This window comes from Bacteroides sp. B1-V-101 (assembly GCF_023656585.1).
GTDB lineage: Bacteria > Bacteroidota > Bacteroidia > Bacteroidales > Bacteroidaceae > Bacteroides > Bacteroides thetaiotaomicron.
In genome coordinates this window covers 53,282-68,883 of the sequence record NZ_JAMOKH010000022.1, presented here as the reverse complement: position 1 = coordinate 68,883, position 15,602 = coordinate 53,282, and the positions used below count along the sequence as shown (strand labels likewise).

14 protein-coding genes are annotated in these 15,602 nt (G+C 42.3%); 10 read left to right on the top strand and 4 right to left on the bottom strand.

What is annotated here, in order from left to right; all coding sequences use genetic code 11:
• Positions 1-11 precede the first annotated feature (11 nt).
• The 6 genes from NBH01_RS16530 to NBH01_RS16505 all read left to right on the top strand — a co-directional run bounded on the left by NBH01_RS16530 (position 12) and on the right by NBH01_RS16505 (position 5,291).
• On the top strand, positions 12-1,958 hold the full coding sequence (locus tag NBH01_RS16530) for a fimbrillin family protein (protein ID WP_225679184.1): 1,947 nt from the start codon (positions 12-14) through the stop codon (positions 1,956-1,958).
• Positions 1,959-2,009: 51 nt separating this feature from the next.
• On the top strand, positions 2,010-2,762 hold the full coding sequence (locus tag NBH01_RS16525) for a LytR/AlgR family response regulator transcription factor (protein ID WP_055301093.1): 753 nt from the start codon (positions 2,010-2,012) through the stop codon (positions 2,760-2,762).
• A 212-nt stretch (positions 2,763-2,974) separates the two neighbouring features.
• Positions 2,975-3,658: an energy transducer TonB gene (locus tag NBH01_RS16520; RefSeq protein ID WP_113748100.1), complete on the top strand. Its 684-nt coding sequence runs from the start codon at positions 2,975-2,977 to the stop codon at positions 3,656-3,658.
• Between the two features lie 108 nt (positions 3,659-3,766).
• A complete protein-coding gene (locus NBH01_RS16515) occupies positions 3,767-4,390 on the top strand; it encodes a hypothetical protein (RefSeq protein ID WP_225679215.1) in 624 nt (207 codons plus the stop codon).
• A gap of 51 nt (positions 4,391-4,441) precedes the next feature.
• Positions 4,442-5,005, top strand: a complete 564-nt coding sequence (locus tag NBH01_RS16510; protein ID WP_225679186.1) for a cob(I)yrinic acid a,c-diamide adenosyltransferase — start codon at positions 4,442-4,444, stop codon at positions 5,003-5,005.
• A gap of 64 nt (positions 5,006-5,069) precedes the next feature.
• Positions 5,070-5,291, top strand: a complete 222-nt coding sequence (locus NBH01_RS16505; protein WP_002558131.1) for a DUF2795 domain-containing protein — start codon at positions 5,070-5,072, stop codon at positions 5,289-5,291.
• Between the two features lie 80 nt (positions 5,292-5,371).
• Here the strand turns inward: NBH01_RS16505 and NBH01_RS16500 are convergent, their stop codons facing one another.
• The 3 genes from NBH01_RS16500 to NBH01_RS16490 are packed head-to-tail and all read right to left on the bottom strand — an operon-like array spanning position 5,372 to position 8,955.
• Positions 5,372-6,541, bottom strand: coding sequence for a porin (locus tag NBH01_RS16500; protein WP_250700195.1), 1,170 nt, complete (start codon positions 6,539-6,541; stop codon positions 5,372-5,374).
• A 15-nt stretch (positions 6,542-6,556) separates the two neighbouring features.
• Positions 6,557-7,615 carry an L-asparaginase 2 gene (gene ansB / locus NBH01_RS16495; RefSeq protein WP_008762008.1) on the bottom strand — a complete coding sequence of 353 codons (1,059 nt, stop codon included), beginning with the start codon at positions 7,613-7,615 and terminating at the stop codon, positions 6,557-6,559.
• Positions 7,616-7,644: 29 nt separating this feature from the next.
• Positions 7,645-8,955 carry an anaerobic C4-dicarboxylate transporter family protein gene (locus tag NBH01_RS16490; protein ID WP_016268844.1) on the bottom strand — a complete coding sequence of 437 codons (1,311 nt, stop codon included), beginning with the start codon at positions 8,953-8,955 and terminating at the stop codon, positions 7,645-7,647.
• A 179-nt stretch (positions 8,956-9,134) separates the two neighbouring features.
• Between NBH01_RS16490 and NBH01_RS16485 the strand changes: the two genes are divergently transcribed.
• A complete protein-coding gene (locus NBH01_RS16485) occupies positions 9,135-10,568 on the top strand; it encodes an aspartate ammonia-lyase (RefSeq protein ID WP_196069642.1) in 1,434 nt (477 codons plus the stop codon).
• 71 nt (positions 10,569-10,639) lie between these two features.
• Here NBH01_RS16485 and NBH01_RS16480 read toward each other — a convergent pair whose 3' ends face one another.
• Positions 10,640-12,091: a calcineurin-like phosphoesterase C-terminal domain-containing protein gene (locus NBH01_RS16480; RefSeq protein WP_225679190.1), complete on the bottom strand. Its 1,452-nt coding sequence runs from the start codon at positions 12,089-12,091 to the stop codon at positions 10,640-10,642.
• 257 nt (positions 12,092-12,348) lie between these two features.
• Between NBH01_RS16480 and NBH01_RS16475 the strand changes: the two genes are divergently transcribed.
• From NBH01_RS16475 to NBH01_RS16465, 3 genes are all read left to right on the top strand, one after another.
• Positions 12,349-13,719, top strand: a complete 1,371-nt coding sequence (locus NBH01_RS16475) for an FAD-dependent oxidoreductase (RefSeq protein ID WP_225679192.1) — start codon at positions 12,349-12,351, stop codon at positions 13,717-13,719.
• Between the two features lie 136 nt (positions 13,720-13,855).
• Complete coding sequence (locus NBH01_RS16470; RefSeq protein ID WP_011108459.1) at positions 13,856-14,836, top strand: SMI1/KNR4 family protein; 981 nt, start codon at positions 13,856-13,858, stop codon at positions 14,834-14,836.
• Between the two features lie 58 nt (positions 14,837-14,894).
• Positions 14,895-15,485: a porin family protein gene (locus NBH01_RS16465; RefSeq protein ID WP_008765414.1), complete on the top strand. Its 591-nt coding sequence runs from the start codon at positions 14,895-14,897 to the stop codon at positions 15,483-15,485.
• Positions 15,486-15,602 lie beyond the last annotated feature (117 nt).

Genomic DNA, 15,602 nt, shown 5'->3' with positions numbered 1-15,602 from the left:
ATGAATGATATATGAAACGCATTGCTTTATCTGGCTTACGTACCTTAGTAATGCTGCTTGTTCTGGCAGCTTGTTCTACAGAACACGAAGAAGAAAGAATATACTTTGAAATCAGTCAATCTATATCTAATGGATTTCAGTCAACTGATGGAAAACCACAAGATTCAAGTATTTCTTTTAATACAGGAGATATTATCGGAGTATTTTTAACAGAACAAGGTAGTCAGCTCTCTCCTGACAGCTATTTATATAATCAAGCTTGTATTTTTGACGGCAATCAATGGTCACTCGGTAAGCGGTTTTCATTTCCTGCTGAGAATAAAGGTCAGAAAATGAGGATGGTAGCTTATTATCCATTTATACAGCCATTAGAAAACGCTGTTCTGCCATTTGAAGTTGCAACTCTGCAAAATAATGCGAATAAACAGAAAGAAAGCGATTTGTTATTTGCCGAACAGGAATACATTATATCTGAAGCAGCGGTTGATATTCATTTTTCTCACTTAATGTCACAAGTTACATTTCAAGTGGATTATGCCAATGGGATATCAGATGTTTGTTCCAATATATATCTGAAAGCGTGCAACCAATGTTCATTAAATTTGGAAAATGGTGCGGTAAGTACTCATGGAACCGTAACGAGTATTGAAGCTATGAAATTAAAAGAGGAAACCTCTGATAACAGTTCAAGGCGATTTTCACTTTTAATTCCGCCTCAGCATCTTTCTGATGAACAAGCCATAGAATTGAAGGTTAATGAGAGTCCTTTTTTTATAAAACTAGACCAAACTTTTGATTCTAGAGTACATTATATTATGCATCTTACTGTTTTGGGAGACAGGCAGGTTACATTGAATGGCGTTAGTGTAGCTAGCTGGGAAAGCGTCAATGTGACACAAGGCAGCCTTTATTCTCCTGAAACCTATTCGACAGGAGATGTTATTGTATATCAAAAAATGAGGGAAAACCATCCGGTAACTCTGGTTGTAACAGGTGATGGATTTACTACCAATGAATTAGCGCCTAATGGCTTGTTTGAAAGTAGTGCACGTGAAGCTTTAAACTGTTTATTCTCTGTAGAGCCATATAAATCATATCGTGAATATTTCAATGTTTATATCCTTCCTACTGTTTCAGAAGAAACTGGTGCGGGAAATACGGATACGGGAAAAATGAGAAACACCTATTTTAAAACAAGTTGGGGAAACAATTACTCGGACATGCAAGTAAAAGATTATAATGAGATTTTCGATTTCGTGAGTTCTACCTGTCCGGATATCATAGAGAATAAAACGTCTATTGATAAAGTTCCTGTTTTTCTTTTAGTTAATGATTCACGCTATGGAGGTATATGTTGGATATGGAATAACGGATTAAGTTACGCTATTATTCCGCTGACAGAAGGGAATCTTCAATGGTCTGGAAATTCTAGTATTGGTATAAGTACTGGTGACTGGAAAAATGTTTTTGTACATGAAGGCGGAGGACATGGCTTTGGTAAACTATTAGATGAATATCATTATAACGATAGCCCAAACTATACAGCTGAGTCAATAGAAAGCCAGGCATGGGAGGTTCCCCTTGGTCTGAACCTTACGACAGATTTTAATAATACTAAGGGTAGCGTCTATTGGAAGCACTTGCTGAATGATTCCCGGTATCCCCGCACAGGCTTTTTCGAAGGAGGGATGGGCTATAAGAGTGGTATCTGGCACTCTGAAATTATAAGTTGTATGGATGATAACCGTCTATATTTCAATACAATATCGCGTCAGCTGATTGTAGAGAGAATTAAAACAATAGCTGGTAAGCCATTTGTAATAGAAGAGTTCTTTGCAAAGGATATAAATTATGATCCGTTGCGAGATTTTAATTCGTTTAAAACTTCGGATCAATATGGTATAAGAGAAAAAGCCAGGCAGGTGCCTCGTACACCGCATCCTCACTTGATGAAATAGTAACTGGATATAATATTATGGGAATATCCACCAGAAGAAAACACAGAAGATATGAATAAGTATAAAGTAGTTATAGTTGATGACGATGAAGTGGCTATTGGGAAGTTGAGTGATGCATTGAAAAAGAATCCACGCTTCTCTATAGAAGGAACTGCGCGAAATGATAAGCAGGGAAAGAAACTTATAGTTAAGATACAACCGGATTTGTTGTTTTTGGATGTGGAAATGTCGGATACAGCAGGTTTAGATTTGTTGCATGGTCTGCGCGACAGTATTTCATGGAATATACGGGTGGTTTTCTATACGGCTTATGAAAAGTATATGATACATGCTATTAGAGAATCGGTGTTCGATTATTTGTTGAAACCATTCAAGGAACAGGAACTGGAGTACATTCTTACACGCTTTATAACACAAGTAGAAGCGGAACAAAAAAGGTCATTGCCAATAGGAGCATCTTTGTATATGGGGCAAACATTCATAGTGTTTACACCGACTAATGATATGCGTGCCTTGCATCCGGCTGAGGTTGTGTTTTTTCGTTATTGTGCCGAACGCAAGCAATGGGAGGTGATACTTAGCACTCAATTGCCAGTGGTGTTACGGCGTGGAATGACTGCTGAACAGATAATCAAATATTCGCCTTGTTTTGTTCAGATACATCAATCATATATTATTAATATCGATTATTTGATGATTATAAAGGATAATAAATGTATGCTTTATCCGCCTTTTGATAACGTGACAGAGTTATTTGTTTCCAGGAAATATAAAAAAGAGTTGCAAGACAGATTCTGCTTGTGAAAGTAGAATGGCGGAATTGAATGCTAATTCATAAATTTTATCCAAAAGAAGGAAAAAGAATAAAATAAACAAGAACTAAAGTTACATCCTATCTATAAAAATACTATATTTATTGCAGCTAGAGAGCACTTTAAGTAATGCTTAAGACAGAAAACGAAAAGTAGTATATATACTATATATTTTCTATTATTAATTACTTAAACACATTTTTTATGGAAGCCAAAAAATCAAAAAAGGCTGCAATTGAGAATCAAAGAGGTTCTTGGTTGTTGATGGGTTTGGTTGTTGCGCTTGCTTTCATGTTCGTATCGTTCGAATGGACACAGCATGATGTAAGAGTTGCGGCAGTATCATCTGATGATGAATCCATCTTTGTAACGGAGCTCGTTCCAATTACATTCCCGGAAGAAAAACTGGAACCGCCTCCTCCACCGGAAATCAAGCAATCCGAATGGATCGAAATAGTAGATGATACCGAAGAGGTGACGGATAACGTTTCAGTAGTGCCGGACAATGTGAATGAACCTTACAAGGTTGTTTGGATACCGCCGGTTGTGGAAACAGAAGAAGTGGTGGAAGACGTTATTCACGTAAGTGTTGAAGTCATGCCCGAATTTCCCGGTGGTTCAGCTGAATTGCTGAAATATTTGAGTACTCATATCAAATATCCGACAATGTCTCAGGAGATGGGCTCACAAGGACGTGTAATTGTTCAGTTTGTCGTAGACAAAGACGGATCGATTACTAGTCCGACAGTTGTACGAGGGGTAGATGCTTATTTGGATAAAGAAGCTATCCGTGTGATAAGTGGAATGCCTAAGTGGAAGCCTGGAGTGCAGAACGGTAAGAAAGTTCGAGTAAAATATACTGTACCTGTAGTATTCAGACTGCAGTAGTTACTTGAAATAAATGATTAAAAGGGTCGGTCCACCGCGGGAGCCGGCCCTTTTTTCAATAAAATAATATATCTTTGCGTCACGAACAAAAAAATGAAAGACTGGTTTATGAATCTTCTGTATTACCTAAAAAGACCTTTTATCTGGCTCTCCCGTTTCCGCTACCGTTGTGGATATGGTGTGCACTCTCCTTTTGCTTTCAGTCTGATCACGGACGTGATTTATGAGAAGATGCCTTATTATGCATACGACCTGCTGAAGGTGGAACAGAAAAAGCGAATCACAACACAGGGGTGGGAGAAAGGAATACCAAGAATCAACCGTCTGTTGTTCCGCCTGGTGAATAAAGTGCAACCGGCCACTATCATAGAAGTAGGACAGCCTTCGGCAGCCTCCTTATATTTACAATCAGCCAAACCTTCTGCCGGGTATCTTTTTGCTTCCGACTTATCAGAGCTCTTTTTAGATGCCGGTACTCCGGTAGACTTTCTGTATCTGAATGACTATCGGAATCCGGCTTTGCTGGAAGAAGTTTTTAACATCTGTTCCCGTCGGACTACTCCGAATAGTTTGTTTGTCGTTCATGGGATCTGCCATTCAAAGGCAATGAAAAATCTTTGGAAACAGTTACAGAATGATGAGCGGGTGGGAATCACTTTTGACTTGTATGATGTAGGTTTGCTTTTTTTTGATACAACAAAGATTAAACAGCACTATATCGTCAACTTCTGATCACCTTTATACGTTAATCTTATATATAGTAATGATGAAAAATAGACGTTTATGAAAAAAAGCCTTGTATATACAAAGACCGGTGACAAAGGAACTACCAGTCTTGTCGGCGGAAGCCGCGTTCCGAAGACCCATATTCGTTTGGAAGCATACGGAACAATTGACGAACTTAATTCCCATCTGGGATGGCTGAATACGTATTTGCTGGATGAGGCAGACCGGGATTTTATCCTGAGTATACAGCATAAGCTATTCTCTATCGGTTCACATCTGGCAACTGATCAGGAAAAAACACAACTGAAAGCCGCCAGTATCCTTACTCCGGAAAATGTGGAACGCATCGAACGTGAGATTGATAAGCTGGACGAACAGCTGCCCGAACTTTGTGCCTTTATCATACCCGGAGGCAGCCGTGGAGCGGCTGTTTGTCATGTGTGCCGTACGATTTGCCGGAGAGCCGAACGTCGCATTCTGACTCTGTCCGAAACTTGTACAATTTCTCCTGAAGTGTTAGCTTTTGTCAACAGATTATCAGATTATTTGTTTGTTTTATCCCGAAAAATTAATTTTGATGAACAAAATAGTGAAATATTCTGGGATAATAGTTGGAAATGATAGATTTTATTATACTTTTGCCGAAAAATAGAAAATAAGTATTCACTTTTTAATACTCAAGATTATGTATTGGACATTGGAATTAGCATCGAAACTGGAAGATGCTCCCTGGCCGGCAACCAAGGACGAATTGATTGATTACGCTATGCGTTCGGGTGCTCCTCTTGAAGTGATAGAGAATCTGCAAGAGATGGAAGATGAAGGCGAAATCTATGAGAGTATCGAAGATATTTGGCCGGATTATCCTAGTAAAGAAGATTTCTTTTTTAACGAGGAAGAGTATTGATTTAGAAAAAGAAACCGAACATATAAAAATACCCGATAACTTTCACACAGTTATCGGGTATTTTTTATTCTCATGCAATATTAAAAGACCGGCATCTGCCAGATGAATCCTACCGAAATCCGGTTAGTACTGTAATTCTCTTGTCCCAGCACTTTGGCACGGGAGGTGAAGTCATAAGAACGTCCTACATAGGTCACGAAGAAATGCAGGTTAGTTTCCATCGGATAAAATTCGATGCCTGCCAGATATCCCCAAGAGGTGCGGTAATTTCCTTTTTCTATCCCTTCGGAGGCTTTGGTCACAGAAGCCGTTTCATACATTCCTTTCACAAAGGCATTCCATTTCGGAAGAAAACGATAGTTGCACTTGGCTACTACGGATAAATAACCTGTATCAAACGTATTGTGTCCGCCCGGGCGACCGACGATACTTGTGATAATCCCTTTACGGTCAATCTCTTCTTTTGAGTACATGAAGTCGACGAAGGCGTTCCACTTTCCGAGATTCAGTTCATTTCCTACGGCATAGTAATACATATTATGATCTTTGGCTTCGTTCATCACAGAGGCCGACCAGCGGGTTTTAAATACATTATTAAAGTTGCCAATCCAGTTTAAGGTATAGACCAGCGGCATTTTTCCGGATTTCAGATCGGGGAGATTACCCTCCGCATCCTCTGTGATTCCGTAAGTGTTGTCGAAAGAACTATTGCGGCTGTTCAATATCTGCAGATTAAGTTGCTGATCGGGAGTAATGTTATAACTTGCATTCAGACCGGTCAGGAAGTTACTCATATAATCGATCATATCACTGTATTGATAGACATCAATCGGGTTGAGGTCGAACTCGAAGCCGCCATAGTTGGCACTTTGTTTACCGGCAAACAGGTTGAACTTATCGTTGAGCTTGATACCGATGCCTGCCCAGTCGATGGAGGTCGGGAGGTTGTCTATCATATTGTTTCCGTCGTTCGAACGGTTGAGACGCTGGCGGTAACGGTAAGAAAGCCAGTTGTTGATATTTCCTTTCGCTTCGATGCGGAGCTGGTGCATATTGAAGTCACCTTCCTGAAATCCATTCTGGAAATGGGCGTCAAAACTCCCCTGCATATTCAGGTATAAGTTGAACTTATTCGTTTTCTTTTTTACGTCTGTCAGTTCCTCGAAAAGAGGAGTGTTGGGGGAGAACTTTTGGGCATACACTACCTGTATGCTACCCGCAAGGAGTAGCATAAACATTAATTTTTTCATAAGTCGGTCCGGTTTTTAGTATTCGTTAAAGTATTCCTGAATTTGTTTCCAGTCCGTGGTTTTGGTCAACGCAAGCATCAATAGTACACGTGACTTTTGCGGATTCAATTCCTGAGAGGCTACAAACTGATACTTGGCGTCGTCCACTTCCGCATCGAGGGTGGTAGGACCAGTCGGTACGCGGGAAGAACGAACGACTACAATGCCTTTTCTGCGGGCGTCTATCAATGACGGAAATATGTTTTTATGAATATTACCGTTTCCGACTCCTGCATGGATGATTCCTTTGTATCCGTTGTTGAGCAACGGAGTCATCATATCGGCTTCGATATTGGAATAGCTGTATACGATGCCGACTTTGGGCAATGAAGTCAGTTTGGTGACATCAAATACGGATTGGGTGGTATGTTTCTTCAGTGTGATCTGATTGTAGCATACTTTACCGTTCAGTACATATCCCAATGCACCGGAGTTGGGAGCCTGGAAAGTCTGTACATCGACCGTGTTCATTTTGACTACGCTTTCTGCACCCAGAATCAGACCGTTCATGGCAACCAGTACACCTTTGTCTTTTGATTCTTTAGCTGCAGCGGTAACTACGGCATTATAAAGATTCAACGGACCGTCGGCACTTAATGCTGTAGACGGGCGCATGGCACCTACCAATACAACAGGCTTGTCACTTTTGACAGTCAGATTCAGAAAGTAAGCAGTTTCTTCCATCGTATCCGTTCCATGAGTGATCACAATTCCGTCGATATCCGGTCGTTTCAATAACTCGTTGATTTTCTTGGCAAGTGTCAGCCAGACTTCGTCATTCATGTCCTGTGAACCGATTCTCACAATCTGTTCGCCGGTTACATTGGCGATATCTTTGATTTCGGGGACTGCATCCAGCAATGCACCGATAGCAACTTGTCCTGCCGTATAGCTGGTGCCCGTAGCCGAGCTTCCTGTTCCGGCAATGGTTCCTCCGGTAGCAAGGATGTGGATATTCGGTTTTGCGGCAAATGCCATTGTTGCGGATAATAGTAGTGTTACTACTACCAGGCCTAATTTCTTAATTTGTTTCATAACTGAAATGAGTTTAGGTTAATAATATATTAGAATATTTGAATAAAGAGCAGTCCTAAAGCAATAGCGACTACGGTAGATACCAGTCCGGGCATCATAAACGAATGATTCAACACATATTTACCGATTTTTGTTGTCCCGGTGCGGTCGAAATTAATGGCGGCTACGACAGTCGGGTAATTCGGGATAAAGAAATATCCGTTCACTGCGGGGAATAAGGCAATCAGCATATACGGAGAAATACCTAATGCGATGCCTAGCGGCATCAATGCCCGTACCGTGGCTGCCTGGCTATATAACAGGATAGACATGACGAACAGCGCAATACCGAACAGCCATGGCATCTGCCGTACAATTCCTTCGATGGAGAGAGTGAGCTGTGCCATATTGCCTTGAAGGAAAGTATCACCCATCCATGCAATACCGAAGATAGCGATAACAGCCTGCATCCCGGCAGGGAATACAGAACCCTGCGTTGCTTTGATTCCATCCGTCTTGGTTACTATAAGAATGATAGCGGCTGCCGATAACATTACGATCTCGATAATGGAGGACATACCGAGCGTGACGATTTCTCCATCGATCAGGAAACTGGGGCGCATACCTTCAAAAGAGCCGAAAAGGACGATAAAAGCAGTTGCCAATATAAAGATGAGTACGGAAAGCATGGCGGAACGTTTGTTCTTGACATCTTTAATCTCTATCTTCTTGTCATTGAAAAGACCTTCTTTCAAGCGTTTCTGATATTCGGGATCTTCTATCAGTTCCTTGCCGACCTTCATGGAGAACAAAGCACCGACCAATACTCCGATGATAGTGGCGGGAATCGTAATTTTAAGAATGTCGAATAATGTAATGTCGAAACCTGCCAGTAACCCGAGCAAAGCTACCGTAGCGGCAGAGATGGGACTGGCTGTGATAGCCTGTTGCGACGCAATCACAGCAATACCGAGCGGACGTTCCGGACGAATCTTTGTTTCGGTAGCTACCTCGGCAATCACGGGCAATACGGAATAAGCCACATGCCCGGTTCCGGCAATAAAGGTGAACAGGTAAGTCACCAATGGGCTGAGCAGTGTGACGTGCGAAGGATTTTTGCGTAGCAAATGTTCTGCCAGTTTTACCATATAGTCCAGCCCGCCGGCTGCTTGCATACAGGAGGCAGCGGAAATGACGGCGGCAATCATCAACATAACGTCGATAGGTGGTGCGGTGGGTTGTAAACCAAAAACGAACGTGAGTATTCCCAATCCTACTCCTCCCATGACACCGAGTCCGATGCCTCCCAAACGTGCGCCAATAATAATGGCTGTCAGAACAAATGCTAATTGTAATATCATTGGTTGTTGTTTTATAAGTTCCTAACAAAGATAAAGGATTTATCTTCGTTTTTTCTCTGTTTCTAAGATAAACAACAAAAAAGTTATTGAATAGTTTTTGCATATTTATTAAAACAATAACATCTCTGGCTGGTTATTATATCAACTAACGAATGTGTTATTGTTATAAAACAACCGATATGGAACAGAAATTATCAAAAAAAACTCGTACAGAGAGCGACTTGATAGGTAGTCGTGAAGTGCCGGAAAGTGCATTGTATGGAGTACAGACACTCCGTGGTATTGAAAACTTTCGCATCAGCAAGTTTCATTTGAATGAGTACCCCCTGTTTATTCAGGCATTGGCCATCACTAAAATGGGAGCTGCCGTTGCCAACCGTGAACTGGAGTTACTGACCGAGGAACAGACGGATGCCATACTGAAGGCTTGTAAAGAAATACTGGAAGGAAAACATCATGACCAGTTCCCTGTAGATATGATTCAGGGAGGAGCTGGAACCACCACCAACATGAATGCCAATGAAGTGATTGCCAACCGTGCACTGGAACTGATGGGACACGCACGCGGAGAGTATCAATACTGCTCGCCCAACGATCACGTCAACCGTTCGCAATCTACCAATGACGCGTATCCTACAGCCATTCACATTGGTCTGTATTATACCCATCTTAAATTGGTGAAACACTTTGCAACACTGATCGAGGCTTTCCGAAAGAAAGGAGCGGAGTTTGCACACATCATCAAGATGGGACGTACCCAACTGGAAGATGCCGTACCGATGACACTCGGACAAACCTTTAATGGATTCGCAAGTATTCTGGAACATGAACTGAAGAATCTTGATTTTGCCGCACAGGATTTTCTGACGGTCAACATGGGGGCGACAGCCATTGGAACCGGAATTACCGCTGAACCGGAATATGCAGAAAAGTGTATTGCTGCCCTGCGCAAGATCACCGGACTGGATATCAAACTGGCAGATGACCTGATAGGCGCTACTTCTGATACTTCCTGTATGGTAGGGTATTCTTCGGCCATGCGGCGTGTAGCTGTCAAGATGAATAAGATATGTAATGATCTGAGGCTATTGGCTTCCGGTCCTCGTTGCGGACTGGGAGAAATCAATCTGCCTGCCATGCAGCCGGGCTCTTCCATTATGCCGGGAAAGGTGAATCCTGTCATTCCGGAAGTCATGAATCAGGTCTCTTATAAAGTGATAGGAAACGACCTTTGTGTGGCTATGAGTGGAGAGGCTGCACAGATGGAACTGAATGCGATGGAACCTGTCATGGCACAATGCTGTTTTGAATCTGCGGATTTGTTGATGAACGGTTTTGATACATTGCGTACCTTATGTATTGATGGTATTACAGCCAATGAAGAAAAATGCCGTCGGGATGTACACAACAGTATCGGAGTAGTGACCGCACTGAATCCCGTAATTGGCTATAAACATTCTACAAAGATAGCAAAGGAAGCTCTGGAAACGGGCAAAGGAGTGTATGAACTGGTGCTGGAACATAACATTCTTTCCAAAGAAGACCTGGATACGATCTTGAAACCGGAGAATATGATTAAACCGGTGAAGCTGGATATTCATCCGAATCATTGATTCATAAGAATAAAATGAGAGGTCAGCCTGAATCAACGGGCTGACCTCTGTGTTTTGTATCATTAGTGTAGCTATAGATCAACAGTTTGATGGAAACTCTGTCCGAAACGGTTGGTCGCTGTGATTGTAATCTTCTTTACCTTGTCCGATGATGGGCGTACACGGAAAAGATGCAGCGTATGATAGCCTGTTCCTTTTCCTTTCTTCATGGTGATGAAATCCTGATCTTCGTCATCAAAAGCTTCCAGCACGCCTTTCTTTTCTATTCCGTCCTCATCGTATTGGATAGTCCAGGCAGGGTCATAATCCCATAAATTAACCACCAGATATTCCGGCTGCGACTGGAACTCTCCCGGTCTGTATACACGAAACTGATAGTCGAGCGGACGCCCCGTAGCTTTATATTGCCATGAGATATCATCCCCTTGTACATTCACCAACAGGTATCCGTTAGGAGCTCCGCAACGATTCACATCGCCTGCCCACCAGGCACCGCAGGCTGCGCCAATGTTATGCTCATAAATATCGGGAGTGACCATGCGGTTTTCGTAGAAATGCGTATGTCCGGAGAATATATGTACCTTATATCCTTTTAATATCTCAAAAAGTTGGGCGGCATTACGGGCATTGCCTGCACCCTTGTGAGAACGGTTGGCAACAGGAGCATGTACGTTCAGCAATACCAGCGAACCGGGTTGTACATAGCTAAGGTCTTTTTTCAGCCACTCAAGTTGTGCGGGGGTGAAGTTCTCTTCGTATTTCTTCTGCCCATGATAGTCGATGTCTTTCATGGAAATGATATGTGCTTTCCCTGCATTGAAAGAGTAGTCTGTTGGTCCGAAGTGATCGCCGAAGGCATATTCGCCCCATTCATCCGGATTTTGCGAGTTGCTTAGTGCGGCGTATTTCAGATCGAAGTCGTGATTTCCGATGGTGTGATACATCGTCAGTCCCAGTCCGGAGATCGCATCTTTGTAGGGTGCAAACAGTTGCATCGCATCTCCTACGATATCGCCTAACACCATACCGTATACCTCTTTTCCGTTGAGCGTGCGTAAAGTCGCTTCCAGATCGGACACTGTTTCTGCGCGGAAGCGTTCCAGTTGTTTCTGGTTTTTCACTTGCGGGTCCGAGATGGCAATGAACGTGAAGTCGTTGTCCGCAGCTGTTCTTTTCTCTAGTTGGAAGTCGTGCCGATTCGTCTTCTTTGATTGGTCCAGCGAAGCGTAATATCCGGTAGGAAGCGCATTCCGGACTATCGGTTTATAATCTGCCGGTACGGACAAATATACAAACTTCGACTGGGTGAAATCCGAAGGGAGATAATAGCAGCCCTTTTCATCTGTTTGGGTGAAGTGGACTCCGTCATTTACCACTACCCCGGCGATGGGATTCTTTTCCGTATCGGTCACAATTCCTTTCACTGTCATTCCTTTTTTGGAAGGAATGTTGGCTGCATAGCTGCAAGCTATCGAGATGGATAGCATCAGCAGGCAGGAAGATAAACATCTAACTTGTTTCATCTGTTCTTTTTAATGGGTTATTTAATTCAATTAGATATGCAAAGAGAAGGGATTGAGGTGAAATGCGAATGACAAAGAGATTACATCTCTATATCTTCTCGTTTTTGTCGAAAATTTAGTAATTTAGACTCGTCGGGAATTATTGCTAATTCATCCGGTAAAATGGTTATTGATAGTCTGCCTGAAAGGGGCGACCTTTGCAGTGTCAATGAAAGACGTTAATAAGATGATTTCTAACTAACTAAAGATATATGGATATGAATGCATTTGATGTTATTATTATCGGTTTCGGCAAAGGCGGGAAGACCCTTGCGGCAGAGTTCGCGAAACGTGGACAAAAAGTGGCTGTTGTAGAACGTTCTGATAAAATGTACGGAGGTACGTGTATCAATATCGGCTGTATCCCGACTAAGACACTGGTACATCAGGCGAAGATAGCTTCCGGCATGAAAGGACTTACATTCCTCGAAAAGAGCGAATTTTACCGGAATGCTGTTTCTGTGAAAGACTCGGTTACGGGTGCGCTGCGAAATAAAAACTATCATAATTTGGCTGATAACCCTCATGTGACCGTTTACACCGGATTCGGCTCTTTTGTATCTTCGGATACGGTATCTGTCCGCACTGCGGCGGAAGAGTTACTGTTGACAGCTAAGCAAATCATTATTAATACAGGAGCGGAAACGGTCATTCCATCCATTGACGGCATAGCGGACAATCCTTTTGTTTATACCAGCACTTCCATTATGGAACTCACGGATCTTCCGCGTCATCTTGTGATTGTCGGTGGTGGTTATATCGGACTGGAATTTGCATCCATGTATGCTTCCTTCGGCTCTCAGGTGACAGTACTTGAAAGCTATCCGGAATTGATTGCGCGCGAAGATCGTGACATTGCTGCCAGCGTAAAGGAAACATTGGAGAAGAAAGGCATTGTTTTCCGGATGAACGCCAAGGTGCAGTCCGTAAACCATACATCAGAAAAAGCAATTGTTGCTTTCACGGACTCGCAAATGAACGAGGCATTTGAATTGGAAGCCGATGCCGTGCTGTTGGCTACAGGACGCAGACCAAATACGCAAGGTCTTCATTTGGAAGCTGCCGGAGTAGAGGTGGATGCACGTGGAGCCATCATCGTAGATGAATATCTGAAAACAACGAATCCCGCTATCCGTGCGGTGGGTGATGTGAAAGGTGGTTTGCAGTTTACGTATATCTCATTGGATGACTATCGGATTATCAGAGAAGACTTATTCGGAGACGCGGAGCGGAAGACAAGCGACCGTAATCCGGTCAGCTATTCTGTATTTATTGACCCGCCTTTGGCTCGCATCGGTCTGAATGAAGAGGAAGCACGCAAGCAGGACCTCGATATTATCGTGAAGAAATTGCCCGTTATGTCAATACCGAGAGCTAAGACTTTGGGAGAAACAGACGGGCTGTTAAAGGCGATTATTGACAAGAAGACAGGACTGATTTTGGGATGTATGCTGTTTGCACCCGATTCAAGCGAGGTGATAAATACTGTTGCACTCGCTATGAAGACAGGGCAGGACTATACTTTTCTTCGCGACTTCATTTTTACTCACCCCAGCATGAGCGAAGCATTAAATAATTTGTTTGCGTAGTAGCATTTTTCCATATACTCGTAAAAAAAATAAATAAAGGAAACAAATTGATCATGTCTGTTTTTTAGTATATTCGTGAAAAGTAGTATATACATACAAAGCAAAACTAAAAGAATACAAATTAAAAACAGCGATTATGAAAAACAAACCTTTTGAGAATTTTGACTTTATAGACTTCTGGGATGATGATGAATATGCTATGAATGAATATATTGGCGCACCTCCTACAGAAGAGATGATAGAAGAAACAGAACGTGAACTGGGATACAAACTCCCCGAATCTTATATTTGGCTGATGAAGCAGCATAACGGTGGAATACCTTTCAATGTTTGTTTTCCTTGCGACGAACCTACCAGTTGGGCGGACGACCATGTGGCTATCACTGGCATTATGGGAGTCGATAAGGATAAGATTTATTCTCTTTGCGGACAGCTCGGCAGCCGTTTCATGATTGAAGAATGGGGGTATCCGGACATTGGAGTGGCTATCTGCGACTGTCCTTCTGTGGGACATGATATGATTTTCCTTGATTATCGGGAGTGTGGTCCGCAGGGCGAACCGAAAGTCGTTCATGTCGATCAGGAAGATGATTATTATGTTACTTTCCTTGCCGATAACTTTGAAGAATTTATTCGGGGACTTGTCAACGAAGAAGTCTTTGATACGTCGGAAGAAGATGAAAGAATGGAGCTGGAAAAAGTTCGGAACGCAGCTTTCTCACCGCTCTTGTCCGATTTGTGCGCAAAGTGTGATCATCCCGTGGATACGGAGCGATGGATTCGGAAGATATCGGAAGAGATAGTAACCGATAAAGGATTCTTTGCGCTTCATGCCGACGAACGTTCTTATCTGCTTTACGACATCCAGTTGTGGCTTTACACCAACGTTTATCCCGATACGACGGAAGAAGATTACCTGTCTGCTTATAAAAAGATAATAGCGCTGGACGGTGAGTTCAGTACGGGAGGATATGCTTCGGACTTTGTTACCGATTGGCTGACACGACGCAAGGAGAGCGGTATGGTTACGTGTAATGACGGTATTCTTTCGATGGCAGCGGGAACTAAGGAGGCCTTGCTGGCAAATCGGGAGTTGATTTCGAACAAAGAGCAATAATTTGTGTTTATTTATTATAAATATATATCTTTGTCCCGAATTATAAACACGTAGATTTATGAAAAAGATTTTTGGTGCTTTAATGATTGCCGTATGTATCGGTATGGCGATGCCTGCCCAGGCACAATTACATTTTGGTGTAAAGGGTGGTTTAAACTTGTCTAAAGCAAGCTTTTCTGATGTGAAAGAAAACTTTAAAAAGGATAATTTTACAGGTTTCTTTATCGGTCCGATGGCGGAATTCAATATTCCGGTTGTGGGATTAGGAGTCGATGCGTCTTTGCTTTTTGCTCAAAGAGGTATAAAAATCTCTGATGGAGGTGAAGAAGCTACTGTCAAGCAGAATGGCTTGGATATTCCGGTCAATTTGAAATATAACATCGGTCTGGGAAGTCTGGTAGGTCTTTATGTGGCTGCCGGTCCTGATTTTTACTTTGATTTTGCCGGTAATAAGACAATAGACGGAGTAAAAACCGATAAAAAGAAAGCTGAAGTCGGTATCAATGTCGGTGCAGGTGTGAAGTTGCTGAATCATCTGCAAGTAGGAGCTAATTATAATATTCCGTTGGGCAAGACTGCCAGCTTTGAAGACATTGAAGGCTCATACAAAACCAAGACTTGGCAAGTATCCGTTGCTTATATTTTCTAAGCCATCCGTTACATTCAATCATACAAAGAAAGAGCTTCCGATAAAGGAGGCTCTTTTTTTATTCAAGGTATTTTGTTTAAGGTACTGGTCTGTAAACCTGAATCTATTTTATCAGAT